The organism is Streptomyces sp. NPDC053750, assembly GCF_044544295.1.
GTDB lineage: Bacteria > Actinomycetota > Actinomycetes > Streptomycetales > Streptomycetaceae > Streptomyces.
This window is the reverse complement of the sequence record NZ_JBITXB010000001.1, coordinates 897,439-912,278: the sequence shown is the minus strand read 5'-3', so window position 1 is coordinate 912,278 and position 14,840 is coordinate 897,439. Positions and strand designations below refer to the sequence as shown.

Annotated in this window: 9 protein-coding genes; 3 read left to right on the top strand and 6 right to left on the bottom strand. The window is 71.5% G+C overall.

Features of this window, described 5'->3' with window-relative positions; translation table 11 throughout:
- Window positions 1-21: 21 nt before the first annotated feature.
- A complete protein-coding gene (locus ACIGO6_RS04025) occupies window positions 22-450 on the bottom strand; it encodes a hypothetical protein (protein ID WP_399870905.1) in 429 nt (142 codons plus the stop codon).
- Between the two features lie 334 nt (window positions 451-784).
- Here ACIGO6_RS04025 and ACIGO6_RS04020 point away from each other — a divergent pair, with 334 nt between their 5' ends.
- Complete coding sequence (locus ACIGO6_RS04020; RefSeq protein WP_399870904.1) at window positions 785-2,716, top strand: hypothetical protein; 1,932 nt, start codon at window positions 785-787, stop codon at window positions 2,714-2,716.
- Window positions 2,717-2,829: 113 nt separating this feature from the next.
- Window positions 2,830-3,519, top strand: coding sequence for a TetR/AcrR family transcriptional regulator (locus tag ACIGO6_RS04015; protein WP_399870902.1), 690 nt, complete (start codon window positions 2,830-2,832; stop codon window positions 3,517-3,519).
- On the opposite strand, the gene ACIGO6_RS04010 is transcribed toward ACIGO6_RS04015, so the two are convergent.
- The 3 genes from ACIGO6_RS04010 to ACIGO6_RS04000 all read right to left on the bottom strand — a co-directional run bounded on the left by ACIGO6_RS04010 (window position 3,516) and on the right by ACIGO6_RS04000 (window position 10,852).
- Entirely contained in the window at window positions 3,516-3,872 is a 357-nt protein-coding gene (locus tag ACIGO6_RS04010) for a 5-carboxymethyl-2-hydroxymuconate Delta-isomerase (protein ID WP_399870900.1), read from the bottom strand. The two genes, ACIGO6_RS04015 and ACIGO6_RS04010, sit on opposite strands and share 4 nt — an antisense overlap.
- Window positions 3,873-3,927: 55 nt before the next feature.
- Complete coding sequence (pulA, locus tag ACIGO6_RS04005; RefSeq protein WP_399870898.1) at window positions 3,928-9,345, bottom strand: pullulanase-type alpha-1,6-glucosidase; 5,418 nt, start codon at window positions 9,343-9,345, stop codon at window positions 3,928-3,930.
- 133 nt (window positions 9,346-9,478) lie between these two features.
- Window positions 9,479-10,852 carry an alpha-amylase family protein gene (locus ACIGO6_RS04000; RefSeq protein WP_399870897.1) on the bottom strand — a complete coding sequence of 458 codons (1,374 nt, stop codon included), beginning with the start codon at window positions 10,850-10,852 and terminating at the stop codon, window positions 9,479-9,481.
- Window positions 10,853-11,028: 176 nt separating this feature from the next.
- Here ACIGO6_RS04000 and ACIGO6_RS03995 point away from each other — a divergent pair, with 176 nt between their 5' ends.
- Complete coding sequence (locus ACIGO6_RS03995) at window positions 11,029-12,045, top strand: hypothetical protein (RefSeq protein WP_399870895.1); 1,017 nt, start codon at window positions 11,029-11,031, stop codon at window positions 12,043-12,045.
- Between the two features lie 70 nt (window positions 12,046-12,115).
- Here the strand turns inward: ACIGO6_RS03995 and ACIGO6_RS03990 are convergent, their stop codons facing one another.
- Window positions 12,116-13,804 (bottom strand): glycoside hydrolase family 13 protein, encoded by a 1,689-nt coding sequence (locus ACIGO6_RS03990; protein ID WP_399870893.1) that lies wholly within the window; start codon window positions 13,802-13,804, stop codon window positions 12,116-12,118.
- A gap of 113 nt (window positions 13,805-13,917) precedes the next feature.
- Window positions 13,918-14,832 (bottom strand): sugar ABC transporter permease, encoded by a 915-nt coding sequence (locus ACIGO6_RS03985; protein ID WP_399870890.1) that lies wholly within the window; start codon window positions 14,830-14,832, stop codon window positions 13,918-13,920.
- Window positions 14,833-14,840: the final 8 nt, after the last annotated feature.

The following is a 14,840-nucleotide window of genomic DNA, read 5'->3' as shown; positions in this document are numbered from 1 at the left end:
CTTCGTCTCTTCGGCGTGCGGTCAGCCGCCGTGCCCGCCGTGCCCGGTCGCGTGCGTCCCGCCCCCGTGCTGCGTGCCCTGCTCCAGGGTCCCGCCGAGCCGGCCGCGCAGGTCCGTCACGACGTCCTCGTGGCCGACGGCGACCCACTTGCGGCCGACGAGGTAGTAACCGCCGTAGTCCTTGGCCGTGTTGATCCACTCGCGCTGCCCGCGGTCGGTGGCGAAGGTGGCGAGGACGAACTTCTCGCCGCCCTTCCCGCAGAGCGCCTGGCGGATGGTGTCGGCGTCCGTCTGCATGTCCGGGTCGCACTGCACCTCGGCGGCCAGGTGCTCCAGGCTGCCCGTCGCCGTCTCGGGCACGGCCGCCTCGCCGTCGCCGTGGGATCCGCACCCCGTCAGCGCCAGTACCGCCGCCGCGGCCGGCGCGAGCATCGGTCGGGTCAGCCTCATGTGTTCCTCCGGTCCGTTCCTGCGACATGCCGCACGGAGCCCCGGTGGGGGCTCTCGCCTTCGATACGGCCACGGAGCCCGAAGTACTCACCCCGCACTCGGTCCGTACGCATCCGCTCATCTCCGTGCGCAGCTGTGCGAGAGTGGCGCCGTGAGCCAGGACGGGGACGACCGCGTGAGCGCCGCATGGGCGACGTTCGTGGGGAGGCTCGCGGCGCCGGCAGCGGTCGATGGCCCACCACACTCGACCAGCGCTGGACCAGGAGGCGGAACGTCCCCCTCCGGAACTTCGGTCCCCGGGTAACCATCCCCCCATCCGCTCGTTCTGCCGAACGTGCAGCCACAGGATGTCGCCCCGCGCCCCGCACCGTCCGCCGCCTCTCCGGCCGACCCGGTCGTCGACGTCGAGCAGGCCGAGGCCGCCCTCGTCGAGCACTACCCGCGTCTGGTCCGGCTCGCCTACCTGGTGCTGCCGCCGGGCCTCGGCCGCAGCCGGCGGGTGCTGACCGCGCACGCCCTCACCCAGCGCGCGCTGCCCCGCAGCCGGACGCCGGCCCCCGTGATCCCGGCCCAGCCGGCCGGCGGCGACGGCGACCCCGGCTACGCCCTGGTCCGCCTCCGGGTCGTCCGTACGGCGCTGGAGGCGGGTCTGCCGCTCGGGCTCCGGGCGTGGCCCAAGCTGTCCCAGCTGCCGCCGCTGCTGCCCCGGGTGCGCGGTCTCAAGCTCGTCCCCCGCTCCGGCGGCGCCGACGAACTCGCCCTGGACCAGCGACTGTCCACCGTCTCCGGGGCGGGCCGGGCGGCGTACGTGCTGCGGGGCCTGGAGAAGCTTCCCGACGACGAGGTACGGCGGCTGCTGGGCGCCGCCGGGGTCGCCGACGCGGACGCCGCCCTGCGGGAGGCCGACGAGGTGCCCGGCCAGTACGCGCTGCTCGGCTCCCCCGAGTTCGACCCCTGCTCGCTGCAGGCCCGACCGACCGACCTGATGCGCCGCCGGCAGCACACGCGGGCCGCACTGGTCGCCGGGGCGGCGCTGGTGGTGTGCGGGGCGCTGCTGGGCCTGCCCGGCGACGGCACCGGGCCGGACGGCGCCGCCGCCCCGCCCTACGCGCAGAACCGGGCGGCCCAGGCCGCGCTCGACCCCGGCAGGCTGACGAGGATCGCCCCCGCCGCCTGGAAGACCTCCGCGCGCACCGACTTCTCGGTGTGGCCGGCGCGTGGTGACCTCACCGGCGACAAGGCCCTGCTGCGCCGTGCCCTCGCCGTCTGGGCCCGGCCCGGCGGGGGCGTGAGTGTCTCGGTGACACCGGGCACCCCGACCGGCGGTCCGGCCGGCCCGCCCCAGCTGCTGTACGCCGGGACCGTCGACAGCGCGCGCGTGGTGATCCTCCACGACGGTCTGCGCATCGTCCGGTACGCCGAGCCGAAGGACGGCACGGCCGGTGCCGCCCTCGACTTCGCCCGCACCGACGGCGCCGGCCGGGCCGAGGCGAACGCGGTGGTCCTGGGCCGGGCCGACGGCAACATCCGCTATCTGACGGCGCCCTGGGTGACGAAGGCGGCCGCACGGGACCTGACCGACCCGGGGGCCGACACGAGGGGCCTGACGCTGACCGACGGTGTGACCTCGCCGCTGGCCGGCCCCGCACAGGAGCAGTCCGGAGCGTGCACGTCCTGGAACGTGCTGCAGGTGACCGACGGCTCGCGCACCCGCCTGATGACCGACCTCGGCGAGCTGGTCCCCGCCCGGCTGACCACGGGGCGCCCCGGCTCGGCGAAGGACGTCTCCGGTGCCGGGGCGCGGCGCACCTGGGCGCCGTACGCCTGCTCGCTGGGCGCGGTGCGCGGCCAGGGCGTGCGCTCGGTGAACGCCTGGCAGTTCGCGAAGCAGCCGCTGCCCGGTGGGGCGGGGGACGGCGCCTGGGTGTGCACCCGGGCCGAGACCTGGCGGGGCGAGGGGGCCCGGGTGCTGGCCCAGTTCCGGACACCGGGCGGGGTCCGGGGCGCGGTGGCGGCGAAGGCCCAGGACGTTCCGGCGTGCGGTGAGCGTGATCCGCAGGTGCTGGCCGGGGTGCTGTGGAAGTCGGAGGGCGGACGCTGGTACCTGCTCGCCGCCGGTGGCCCGGACACCGAGTCGATCGGCGCGACGGGCGGTATCAACGACTCGGCCGACGGAAACCTGCTGACGACGAAGGCGGAGCAGGGCGCGCAGGCGGAACTGAAGGCGACCCTCGACGACGGTCGGACCATCGGCGGCCTGCGCTAGCGACCGCCGTGCGCACGCCCCCGCCGCACACCGGCGTGCGCACACCGGACGTGTGAACACCGCCTGCCGGTCCGGCCCGTTCGGAGGCCGGATTCGATCGGTAGGGTGTTCGTATGAGTACCGGGGTACGCCGCAGGATGGGTGTCGAGGAGCGGCGGCAGCAGTTGATCGGCGTCGCCCTCGAGCTGTTCGGCAGCCGCTCGCCCGACGAGGTCTCCATCGACGAGATAGCGTCCGCCGCGGGCATCTCGCGCCCGCTGGTCTACCACTACTTCCCCGGCAAACTCAGCCTGTACGAGGCCGCGTTGCAGCGGGCGTCGGACGATCTCGCCGCCCGGTTCGTGGAGCCGCAGGAGGGTCCGCTGGGCGCGCGGCTGCTGCGGGTGATGGGCCGCTACTTCGACTTCGTCGACGAGCACGGCCCCGGTTTCTCGGCCCTGATGCGCGGTGGCCCGGCGGTCGGCTCGTCGACGACGAACGCGCTCGTCGACTCCGTACGGCAGGCCGCGTATGTCCAGATCCTTGCGCACCTGGGCGTCACCGATCCGCCCGCGCGCCTGGAGCTGGTCGTCCGCTCCTGGATCTCGCTCGCCGAGTCCACGGCGCTGATCTGGCTGGACGGGCGCCGCATCCCGCGCGCCGAGCTGGAGACCCAGCTCGTGCACGACTTCGCCGCGCTGCTGGCGGTGAGCGCCGCCCACGACGGGGAGATGGGCGCCCTGCTGCGCCGCGTCCTCGGGGACCAGCCGGCCGACGGCCCCTTCGGGGACCTGGTCGGCCGGCTGAGCAGGTTCATGGACTAGCTCTCGAACTTCCGGTACGACGGGTCCAGGTCACGGACCTCGGCGGAGGCGTGCAGGGCGAGCCCGTCGCCCGGCTTGATGTACTGCCGCAGCAGCTCCAGGACGGCCTCGGTGAGGCGGGCCTTGGTCTCGTCGGTGCGGCCCGCGAGCAGCCCCAGCGTGACGTGCACGATGGCGTGCCCGTCGGTGTCGGGGCCGACCGTGGTGTCCTCGGTGCGGCGGAACTGCGTCTTGCACGCCGGCGGCTTGGCGGCCGCGATGTCGACGACGGCGGTGTGCAGGGCCCGCGCGAAGGCGGGCCGGTCGAAGTCGTCCGCGAGCCGTGCGGAGTAGTCGACGGTGATCTGCGGCATGAGCCCTCCCGTTGCGTGAACAGCAGGGCTCACCCTAACCGCAGTCCTACGGCCGTCAGCCGGCCCGCTGGAAGACGGCGACCGTCCGGGCGGGCACGGTGAACGTGCCGGTCTTCGCCCCGTACGTCGACTCCTTCACGACCGTGTCGGCGCCGCCCGCCTGCACCGGGTGCAGCCGGTAGCCGGTCCCGGCCGAGGCCTCGATCCGCTGCTCCTGCCGCTCGGGCGTGGCGTTGAAGACGACCACGAGGTCACCGAGGCGCATGGTGATCACGCCGGGGGTCTCCTCCTTCCCGGAGAGCGGGAAGGAGAGCCGGGACTGCACCTGCCCGGCCGTGGTGAGGGAGAAGTCCTTCTCGCCCGTACGGATCTTCAGCAGGTCCCGGTACGCCGCCGAGGCGCCGGTGATCTGCGGGCAGCCGACCTTCACCGTGCCGAGCAGGGGCTTGGCGTAGGACCACTTGTCCTTGTTGTCGGCGGCCGGGGGCAGCCCGCGGCCGAAGCCGTTGCCGTCGGCGCAGTTCCAGAAGACGGCGTTGAACCAGTCGCCGCTGTCGTAGGAGTTGCGGTCCAGCGACTTGGAGCGCAGCAGGTCGGTGCCGGCCTGGGAGAGCGCCGGGCCCTGGGAGAGGGCGGCGGTCGCCATGGCGAGGACCTGCATGCGGGCCCGGTCGTCGGCGCTCGCCGAGGCGGGCAGCTTGAAGGCGAGCGCGTCGAACAGGGTCTCGTTGTCGTGGGCGTCGGCGTAGGCGAGGGCGTCGCCGGGTGCCGCCGCGTAGCCGGCGGGGGCGCCGTTGTAGTCGACCTCGGAACCCTTGACCTCCTTGCCGTCGGTGTCCGTGAAGGTGTAGCCGGCGAGGTTGCCGGTCAGGCCGACCTTGATCAGGTCCTGGTAGTGCAGCAGGCGGGCCCGCTGCTCGGCCTCGGTGCCGTTGGCCTTGGAGCCGTTGGGGTCGGTGTAGAGGCCGGAGGCGAAGCCCTGGACGCCGGGGTCCTCGTCGAAGGGGCCGCCACCGCGCACGGCGTCGCGGGCGCGGTCGGAGAAGGTGGCGATGCCGGTGCCGGCCATGTTCTTCTGGGTGGCCTGGACGAAGCGGGCGTCGTCGGCGATCTCGCCGAAGTTCCAGCCCTCGCCGTACAGGATGATCTTCTTGCCGTCGACGCCGTCCTTGGCGAGGGTCAGCTCGTCCAGCGCCTTCCTGACCGCGAGGATGTTCTCCTTCGGGTGGTGGCCCATGAGGTCGAAGCGGAAGCCGTCGACCTTGTACTCCTTGGCCCAGGTGACGATCGAGTCGACGACCAGCTTGCCCATCATGGCGTTCTCGGTGGCGGTGTTGGCGCAGCAGGTGCTGTTCGCCACCGAGCCGTCGGCGAGGAGGCGCTGGTAGTAGCCGGGGACAACCCGGTCGAGGACGGACGTGTCCGCCTGGCCGCTCGCGGCCGTGTGGTTGTAGACGACGTCCATGACGACCCGCAGGCCGTCGTCGTTGAGGGCCTTGACCATCTTGCGGAACTCGACCGTGCGGGCGGTGCCGTCCGGGTCGGTGGCGTAGGAGCCCTCGGGGACCGTGTAGTGGTACGGGTCGTACCCCCAGTTGTAGGCGTCCTTGGCCGCCGCCTGAACCACGCACTCCTGCTGCTTCTCGGAGTCGGCCGGGAGCGCGGCGAGGTCGCAGTCGACGGTCGCCTGGTCGGACTTGCGTTCCGGGATCGTCGCGATGTCGAACGCGGGCAGCAGGTGCACGTACGACGTGCCGGCCTCGGCCAGCTCACGCAGGTGCTGGGAGCCGTCGCTGTCCTTGTCGGTGAAGGCGAGGTAGGTGCCCCGGTGGTCCGGGTCGGCCGTGCGGTCCGCGACGGAGAAGTCGCGGATGTGCAGCTCCTGGATCTGGGCGTCCCTGAGCGGCACGGCCTTCGGCTTGGCGTAGCTGTCCCAGCCGCGCGGGGCGAGGGAGCGGTCGTCGAGGTCGACGACGAGGCTGCGCTCGGAGTCGGTGGTGAGGGCGACGGAGTACGGGTCGGTGACCTTGTTGGTGACGACCTTGCCGGCGCCGGGCGCCCACACCCGCACCACGTACCGGTACGCCTTGCCCTTCCAGGACTTCGGGCCGGTGGCGGACCAGACGCCGGTGGCGTCGTCGCGCCGCATCCGCACGGTGTCGCCGTCGATCTCCAGCTGCACGTTCTGCGCGGTCGGCGCCCACACGGACAGCGTGGGCCGGCCGTGGTGGAAGACCGGGCCGAGGTCGGCCTTGGTCGCGTCGGCCGCGTACAGGTCGTCCAGGGCGCCGGCGATCTGCACGCCGGTCGCCGCGAGCACGGCGCCGCCTGCGGCCCGCTGGGCGGCGACGACCTGGCCGCGCAGGGCCTCGCGCACCCGGTCGCGGTCGCGCGGGTCGACGGACCAGGCGGTGTACTCCTTGAGGTGCGGGAACTTCGCCTTCTGGGCGTCGGTGAGGGTGGTCCTGGTGAGGCGCAGCCAGGTGGTCTCGTCGGCGCCGGTCAGCGTGCCGTTCTCGGCCTTGATCGCGCCGGAGCGGGAGGCGAGCAGCTGGGTGGAGGCGGCGCCCTCGGAGCCGTTCCAGGCGACGGTGTTCCGGTCGATCCAGACCGCCTTGGCGGTGGTGAGGTCGACGGCCGCCGCGGAGCCGGCGGGCTGCGGCAGCAGGTACTCCTCCTGGCCGCTCACCAGCCACACCTCGTGGCCGTCGGCCTTGAGGTCCAGGGCCTGGTCGGTGGGCAGGTCCTTCTCGTCGCCCTTGTGGACGATGTAGCTGAGACTGCCGGCACCCTCGATGAGCGGTACCTCGAAGACCGCGCCATAGGAGTCGGTCTTCACCGGCTCCAGGGGCTTCGACCAGTCGGTGGGGGTCGCGGCGTCGCCCCACACGTGCAGGCCCCAGCCGTCGTAGTTCCCGTCGGCGCGGTGGTAGTGGAGGACGGCCTTGGTGGTGTCCTGGGCCGGGTACTCCGGCCGTTCGGTGACGACCTGCTCCTTGCCCTGCTCGACCCAGACCTCGCCCGTCCGGGTGACGTCGATGGTGCGGTCGGTGGCGACGTCCTTGTTGCCGTCCTTGTCGATCACCAGGAAGGAGACGTTGGACGCGCCCGGCTTCAGCTTCACGTAGGCGAAGGCGCCGTGGGCGTCGCGGCCGGTGAAGGGGTGGCTCTTCGGCCACTCGGTGGCCTCTCCGTCGGCGAGGTCGCCCCAGGCGTACAGGCCCCAGTCGTCGTAGTTCCCGTCCTGGCGCTTGTAGTGGACGATCGCGTAGTCGCGGGAGGCGGCGGTGGGCGGCTGCTCCACGGGCGGGGTGCCGGTGGACGAGGCGGCGGTGGCGCTCGCGATGCGGCCCGCCGAGTCCACGACGACCGCCTTGTAGCGCAGGGCGGTGCCGGCGGGGGTGTCCTCGCCGATGGTGTGGCTGACCTTGTAGGGGGCGTGGTCGGCGGAGCCGAGGGTGCGCCACGTGCCGTCGCCGGTCTGGGCGGCGAAGACGACCCGGCCCAGCTGCCCGCCGGCGACGTCGGCCGTCAGCTCGACGGTGCCGGTGGCGCCCGGGTCCGGGGCGGTGAGGGTGATCGTCGGCTTGGTGGCGGGTTCGGCGAGCGGGCCCGCGGCCTTGAGGACGATCGCCGAGCCGGCGGGCACGGTGACGGTGATCTTCTTGTCGGTGCCGGACTTCACGGTGGCGTCGGTGCCGTAGAGGCCGCGGAAGCTCATCCCTGCCGAGCCGGTGGCGAAGGTCGCCGTCTTCGCCTCGTCGGCGTTGTTGAAGGCGACGACGTACTCGGTGCCGCGCTCGGCGTCCGTGCGGGAGACGGCGTAGACACCGGCGCCTTCGGCCGCGTACCGCTCGGTCTGGACGCCGTCGGCGAGGGCGGGGTTGGCCCTGCGGAGCTCGGCGAGGGCGCTGATCTGCCGGTAGAGCGGTGCCTGGGTGTCGTAGGCGTCGTCGGCGTGGGTGCGGTCGGTGCCGAGCTGGTCGTCGTCCAGGTAGTCGGCGGTGCGGGAGGCGAACAGGGGCTGGCGGGCGTCCTTGTCGCCGCCCGCGCCGGTGAAGCCCTGCTCGTCGCCGTAGTAGATCACCGGGTTGCCGCGGCTGAGGAACATCAGCTCGTTGGCGAGCCGGTCCTTCTTCAGCAGCTCGGCGTCGGTGGCCTTCGGGTTGTCCTGCTTGAGGAAGGTGCCGAAGCGGCCCATGTCGTGGTTGCCGAGGAAGGTGACCTGCTCGTACGCGTTGGCCTTGTCGGTCGTGTACTTCCAGTCGTCACCGAAGACGGCGGCGAGCTTCTGCGCGCTGCCGCCCTGGGAGGCGTACGCGCGCGCCGCGTCCTGGAAGGGGAAGTCCAGGGTGGAGTCCAGGCGGCCCTGGGTGACGTAGGGCGCGGTGACGGAGGTGTCGGCGGAGTAGACCTCGCCGAACATGAAGAAGTCGTCGCGGCCCTTCTTGGCGGCGTACGCGTCCAGCGCGGTCGCCCACTGGGTCCAGAACTCCATGTTGACGTGCTTCACGGTGTCGATCCGGAAGCCGTCGATGTCGAAGTCCTTCACCCACCGCTGGTAGATCTTCTCCATGCCGCTGACGACCTCGGGACGCTCGGTCCACAGGCCGTCGAGGCCGTTGAAGTCGCCGTAGGTGGCCGATTCGCCGGCCCAGGTGGAGTCGCCCCGGTTGTGGTACATCGCCGGGTCGTTGAGCCAGGACGGGACCTTGAGGTCCTTCTTCGCGGCCGGGACGACCGGCGTGCGCGGGAAGGAGCCGGAATCCACGCGGGGGAACCTGCGCTCGCCGTCCGCGTAGTCGGCGTCGTCGAAGGGCTCGCCGTCCCGGGTCAGGTACGGGAAGGCGCCCTTGGAGAGGTACTCGTAGGACTTCTCCTCGTAGTCGACGACGTCGGCGGTGTGGTTGGTGATGACGTCGAAGAAGACCTTCATGCCCTTGGCGTGCGCCTTGGAGATGAGGTTCTTGAGGTCCTGGTTGGTGCCGAAGTGCGGGTCGACCTGGGTGAAGTCGGTGATCCAGTAGCCGTGGTAGCCGGCCGAGGCGTCCTTGCCGGTCCCCTGCACGGGCTGGTTCTTGAAGATGGGCGCCATCCAGATGGACGTGGTGCCCAGGCCCTTGATGTAGTCGAGCTTCTGGGTGAGGCCCTTGAGGTCGCCGCCCTGGTAGAAGCCCTTGTCGGTGGGGTCGTAGCCGGTGGTGAGGCGGGTGCCGGTCAGGCCGCCGCGGTCGTTCTTCGGGTCGCCGTTGGCGAAACGGTCCGGGAGGACGAAGTAGAACTGCTCGCGCGTGAGGTCGTGACGGGCGGCGGCCTTGGCCAGCTTCGCGTCGGACGGGGGTGCGGGCGGGGCGTCGGCCCGCGCGGCGAGGGGTGGGAGAAGAGCTGCGGCGAGTGCGGCCACGGTGACGGCCGCGACCCGTCTCGCTCGTGCGGTGCGGCGCGCGTCAGGCACCGGCCATCTCGATATCACAGGCGTGAGCTCCTTGCGCTTACGGCTCGATCGGGTCCGACCCCGGCGAGACCGTAGCGCTGCCGCAAGTCTTACAGCAAGGGTCGTGAAAGTAACGGAAAGGATTTTCACGACCCTTGCCCATGACGCCTGCTCAGCAGCCGGTCCTGCCCGCGTACACGGCGAGCGCGGTGTGCGCGCCCAGCGTCGCCGTGAGCCCGCCGGAGCCGTTCACGGTCACCGGCCTGCCGCTCTGGACGTCGCAGTACGTCCCGGCGGGCAGCGACGTCTGGTAGGTGCGGTTCAGCGAGCCGGACTCGTGGTTGATGACGACGAAGCCCTTGCTGCCGCGCCCGAAGGCGATGGCGTCACCGCCGTTGTCCCACCAGTTGGTGACCGCCTCGCCCCGCGTGGCGTTGCGGAAGGCGACCATCGACTTGATCTCGGGCCAGGCGTGCTGGCACTTCCAGCCGTTCTGCCAGCAGGCGTTCACCTGGCCGCCGTTCGGCGGTCCGGCGTCGTGGTCGGACCACTCGTAGCCGGAGTTGACGTCGGGGGCGCCGTAGGGCCAGGCCAGCATGAAGACGTTGGCCAGGGTGTAGGTGGCGTTGTCCTTGTAGCTGAGCGTGGAGCCGTTGCGCTCGGTGTCGTGGTTGTCGACGAAGACACCGGAGACCCCGCTGCTCAGGTAGCCCCAGCCCTCGCCGTAGTTCTTCAGGTAGGCGAGGTTCTCGTTGTTGAAGACGCGCTTGAGGTCGTAGGCGTACCGGAACTCCTGGACGTCCCCGTTCCCGGTGTACTCGCCCGGCTGGACGGCCTCCCCGGCGCCGTAAATGACCTCCTGCTTCCAGTAGACGCCCGGGTTGCTCAACCGGGACTTGATGTTGGCGAGGTCGGCGGCCGGGACGTGCTTGGCGGCGTCGATGCGGAAGCCGTCGACGCCGAGGGAGAGCAGGTCGTCGAGGTACCCGGCGATCTTGCCGCGGACGTAGTCCTCGCCGGTGTCGAGGTCGGCGAGGCCGACGAGTTCGCAGTGCTGGACGTTGTACCGGTCCTGGTAGTTGCTGATCTGGGAGCGGCAGTCGTCGACGTCGTACGAGGAGTAGAGGCCCGGGTAGTCGTACTTGCCGTACGAGGAGCCGCCGGTGCCGGTGCCGCTGCCCGCGGACATGTGGTTGACCACGGCGTCGGCGACGACCTTCACACCCGCGGCGTGACAGGTGTCCACCATGTTCTTGAAGGCGGTGCGGTCCCCGAGCCGCCCGGCGATCTTGTAGCTGACGGGCTGGTACGAGGTCCACCACTGCCCGCCCTGTATGTGTTCGGCGGGCGGCGAGACCTGGACGTAGCCGTAGCCGGCGGGGCCGAGGGTGTTCGTGCACTCCTTGGCCACGGAGGCGAAGTTCCACTCGAAGAGGACGGCGGTGACGTCCTTGGCGCCGGGCGGGGAGGCCTGCGCGCTGGTCGGGCTCATGACAACAGCGGCCGCCGCGAGCGCGACGATCGCCGTCAGGGTTCTGCGTGCCATGTGGGGGTTCCTTCTTCACTGAAGGCTCTTGCTGAAAACTTCAGCAAGATTTGGGTGACGCAGATGTTAAGGGCTCACCGACCGAAAGGGCAGTGGTCGGTGCGAAGTTGAGGCCAAAAGCTTCACCGGGACCACGACGCCGGGGCGTTGTCGGTGCCCGGTCGCATACTGCACCCATGCAGATCACCGAGGACGCACTCAAGCAGGCCTGGCACCGGCTGGCCGCAGGATCCGACCTGCTCGACGACGCCATGTTCCCGCCCACCGGCACGTCGTACGAGCAGTACGAGGAGTACGCGGAGGACGGGTACGCCGGCCTCTACCTCGTCCTCGAGGAGGACGGCTCGGTGTACGGCTGCAGCGGCCCCTACGACGACGTCTTCGTCGCCCGGGATCTCGACGAGGCGCTGTACTGCCTCGCCGAGGAGGCCGTCCGCGGGCTCGACGGGACGGTCGCCGGCCGGGCCGGCCTGATGGACCGGATAGACCCCGCCTGGGGACGCACCTTCCGCGGCGGCGGCCCGGACGGTACGGAACCCGCGCCGCCCTGCGGACGCGACCCGCTGGAGGGGTTCGCGTGGATCGCCGGCTCGTGGCGCGAGCAGGCCCCCTACACCCACATCGAGTTCTTCCGCGGCGAGAACGCCGACGCCGAGCGGATCGCCCTGCTGTACGGAGCCGACCCGCGGCTCGTCGCCGCCGGGACCCGCCTGTCGGACCTGAGCGAGGGGAACGGCGGCGCCCACGGCAACTGGCCCACGGACTGGGAGAGCTGCTGCTTCGGACGCAGCGGCGACTGGACGTTCCTGATGTACCACGAGACAGCACCCGGCACCCGGGTCGACGCGGCCGCGCTCGCCGAGCTGGGTGTGACGGAGACCGTGCGGCTGAGCGCCTGCCTCGGCAAGGCCATCTACACGTTCGACTACATGCGCGACGGCCACCTCGTCGACGACGACGGAATCATCGAGCTGATCTACTACGACCGGGGCCGCACCCCGTACGTCCGGGGCGGCCGACTCGACTTCCTCAACCGGTCCCTGCGCCGCGCCGAACTGGACCACCCCGAGCTGACCGACGAGTTCGCCCTGTACTTCCACGCCCTGGAGACCTCACTGGGCCTGGGACTCCCCCGCAAGGACTTCCAGGAGGGAACCGTCCGGGCCGCCCGGTGGGCCCGCCGCACGCCATGACGGGGCGGTTCGTCCCGGCCAAGACCGCGTTCAGGCGGCATTTCGCCGGGACGAACGCCTCGTCACATCGTCAGGCCGTCGTCCACCACGCCGTCGTGTCCGCCGGTACCTTGGCCTCGCCGTCCGTCTCGGTCACCTCGCCGTTGGTCAGCAGGAGGCGGCCGTGGGCGGGCAGTGTCACCGAGTCACCGGTGGTGTTGGCGACGCACACGAACTCGCCGCGGCGGAAGGCGAGCACGCCCTCGGGGGCGCGCAGCCACTCCACGGAGTCGCCGGCGCCCAGGTCGGGGTGGTCGCGGCGGACGGCGAGCGCGGCGCGGTAGAGCTCCAGGGTCGAGCCGGACTCGCCGGTCTGCGCCTCGATGCTCAGCTCGCCCCAGCCCGCCGGCTGCGGGAGCCAGCTGCCGCCGTCGCCGAAGCCGTACGAGGAGCCCTCACGGGTCCAGGGGATCGGCACGCGGCAGCCGTCGCGGAAGCCGTCCTGGCCCGCGCCCCGGAAGTACGCCGGGTCCTGGCGCACCTCGTCGGGGAGGTCGACGACGTCCGGGAGGCCGAGTTCCTCGCCCTGGTAGACGTAGGCCGAGCCGGGGAGGGCCAGCATGAGGAGGGTGGCCGCACGGGCGCGGCGCAGGCCCAGTTCGCGGTCGCCGGCCAGGCGGATCTGGGTGCCGAGGCCGGGCGGGTTGGCGAAGCGGGTGGCGTGGCGGGTGACGTCGTGGTTGGAGAGGACCCAGGTGGCGGGGGCGCCGACGGGGCGCATGGCGTCCAGGGTGCGGTCGATGACCGTGCGCAGCTCCTCGGCGTCCCAGTGGGTGCCCAGGTACTGGAAGTTGAACGCCTGGTGCAGCTCGTCCGGGCGGACGTAGTTCGCCGTGCGCTCGACGGTCGGGGTCCACGCCTCGGCGACGAAGATGCGCTCACCGCTGTACTCGTCGAGGATGAGGCGCCACTGGCGGTAGATGTCGTGGACGCCGTCCTGGTCGAAGAACGGCATGACATCGTTGCCCAGCAGCTTCAGCTGCTCGTGGGAACCAAGGTCGGGCAGCCCCTTGGCCTTCACCATGCCGTGGGCGACGTCGATGCGGAAGCCGTCCACGCCCATGTCCAGCCAGAAGCGCAGGATGGAGCGGAACTCGTCGCCGACGGCCGGGTGCTCCCAGTTGAAGTCGGGCTGCTCGGGGGCGAAGAGGTGGAGGTACCACTCGCCGGGGGTGCCGTCGGGTTCCGTCACCCGGGTCCAGGCGGGGCCGCCGAAGATGGACTCCCAGTCGTTGGGGGGCAGTTCGCCGTTCTCGCCCTTGCCGGGGCGGAAGTGGTAGCGGTCCCGGGAGGGGGAGCCGGGGCCCTCGGCGAGGGCGCGCTTGAACCACTCGTGCTGGTCGGAGGAGTGGTTCGGGACCAGGTCGACGATGATGCGCAGGCCCAGCGCGTGGGCGTCGCGGATCAGGGCGTCGGCGTCCAGCAGGGTGCCGAACATGGGGTCGACGGCCCGGTAGTCGGCGACGTCGTAACCGGCGTCGGCCTGCGGGGAGGCGTAGAAGGGGCTGAGCCACACGGCGTCCACGCCCAGGTCGCGCAGGTACGGCAGGCGGGTGCGGACTCCTTCCAGGTCACCCATGCCGTCGCCGTTGCTGTCGGCGAAGCTGCGCGGGTACACCTGGTAGATCACCGCGTCGCGCCACCAGTCGCGGCGCCGCGCGACCGTGGCGGTGGCGGAGGTGGGGGTGGGGGCCGGTGCGGCGGAAGGCTGCTGGCTCATGGCGTCCTTGGAATGTGGCGGGTTGTCAGGAAGGCGTGGGTGGGGGGCGAGGCGGCCGGCCGCGGTGCAGCGGGGTCGGATGGGCACCGCGGCCGGACGTTTCCGGTGGGGCCTCAGCCCTTGGTGCCGCCGGCGGTGAGGCCGGTCACCAGGTTCTTCTGCACGAGGTAGAAGAAGGCGGACACAGGTATCGCGACGAGCACGGCGGTGGCCGCCATCAGGTGACGCTGCGCGTCGTGCTCGCTGATGAAGCTCTGCAGGCCGACCGCGAAGGTGTACTTCGTGTCGCTCAGCATGAACGTCGAGGCGAAGGCGACCTCGCCGAAGGCCGTGATGAAGCTGTAGAAGCCGGCCACCGCCAGGCCCGGCCGGGCCAGCGGCAGGATCAGCCGGAAGAAGGTGCCGAAGGGGGTCAGTCCGTCGACGCGTCCGGCCTCGTCGATCTCGAACGGGATGGTGTCGAAGTAGCCCTTGAGCAGCCAGGCGCAGTACGGCACCGCGGTCGAGCAGTAGACGAGGATCAGGCCGAGGTAGCTGTCGACGAGCTGGAGCCCGGACAGGATCTGGTACATCGGCACGATCAGTACGGCGATGGGGAACATCTGGGTGACCAGAAGGACCCACATCAGCTTGCGGTAGCCCGGGAAGCGCATCCGCGAGACCGCGTAGCCGGTCGTCGCGGCGACCATGACACCGATGACGGTGGTGCCCAGCGAGACGATCAGCGAGCTCTTCAGCCAGTCGAAGAAGTTGGTGTGCTGGAGCACGAACGCGTAGTTGTCGAAGGTCATCTTCGACCAGATGCGCTCGGGGTGCAGGTAGTCGTCCTTGTCCGGACCGAGGGACAGGTAGACCAGCCAGGCGACCGGGAAGAGCGCGATGAGGCTCGCGACGGTCAGGATGCCGTGGGAGGCGAGGGAGCCGGCGCGGCTGCGTTCGCCTCGGGCGCGCACCTTGCGCGGCGGGGCGGCGGGCGCGGCGCCGGCCTGCTCGGCCGGAGCGGACGCCGGAACGGTCGTGGTGCTCATGGTGGCTC

Coding starts and splice junctions, on each gene's coding strand:
- ACIGO6_RS04025 (WP_399870905.1), bottom strand. CDS start 450: ATGAGGCTGACCCGACCGATGCTCGCGCCGGCCGCGGCGGCGGTACTG.
- ACIGO6_RS04015 (WP_399870902.1), top strand. CDS start 2,830: ATGAGTACCGGGGTACGCCGCAGGATGGGTGTCGAGGAGCGGCGGCAG.
- ACIGO6_RS04010 (WP_399870900.1), bottom strand. CDS start 3,872: ATGCCGCAGATCACCGTCGACTACTCCGCACGGCTCGCGGACGACTTC.
- ACIGO6_RS04000 (WP_399870897.1), bottom strand. CDS start 10,852: ATGGCACGCAGAACCCTGACGGCGATCGTCGCGCTCGCGGCGGCCGCT.
- ACIGO6_RS03995 (WP_399870895.1), top strand. CDS start 11,029: ATGCAGATCACCGAGGACGCACTCAAGCAGGCCTGGCACCGGCTGGCC.
- ACIGO6_RS03990 (WP_399870893.1), bottom strand. CDS start 13,804: ATGAGCCAGCAGCCTTCCGCCGCACCGGCCCCCACCCCCACCTCCGCC.
- ACIGO6_RS03985 (WP_399870890.1), bottom strand. CDS start 14,832: ATGAGCACCACGACCGTTCCGGCGTCCGCTCCGGCCGAGCAGGCCGGC.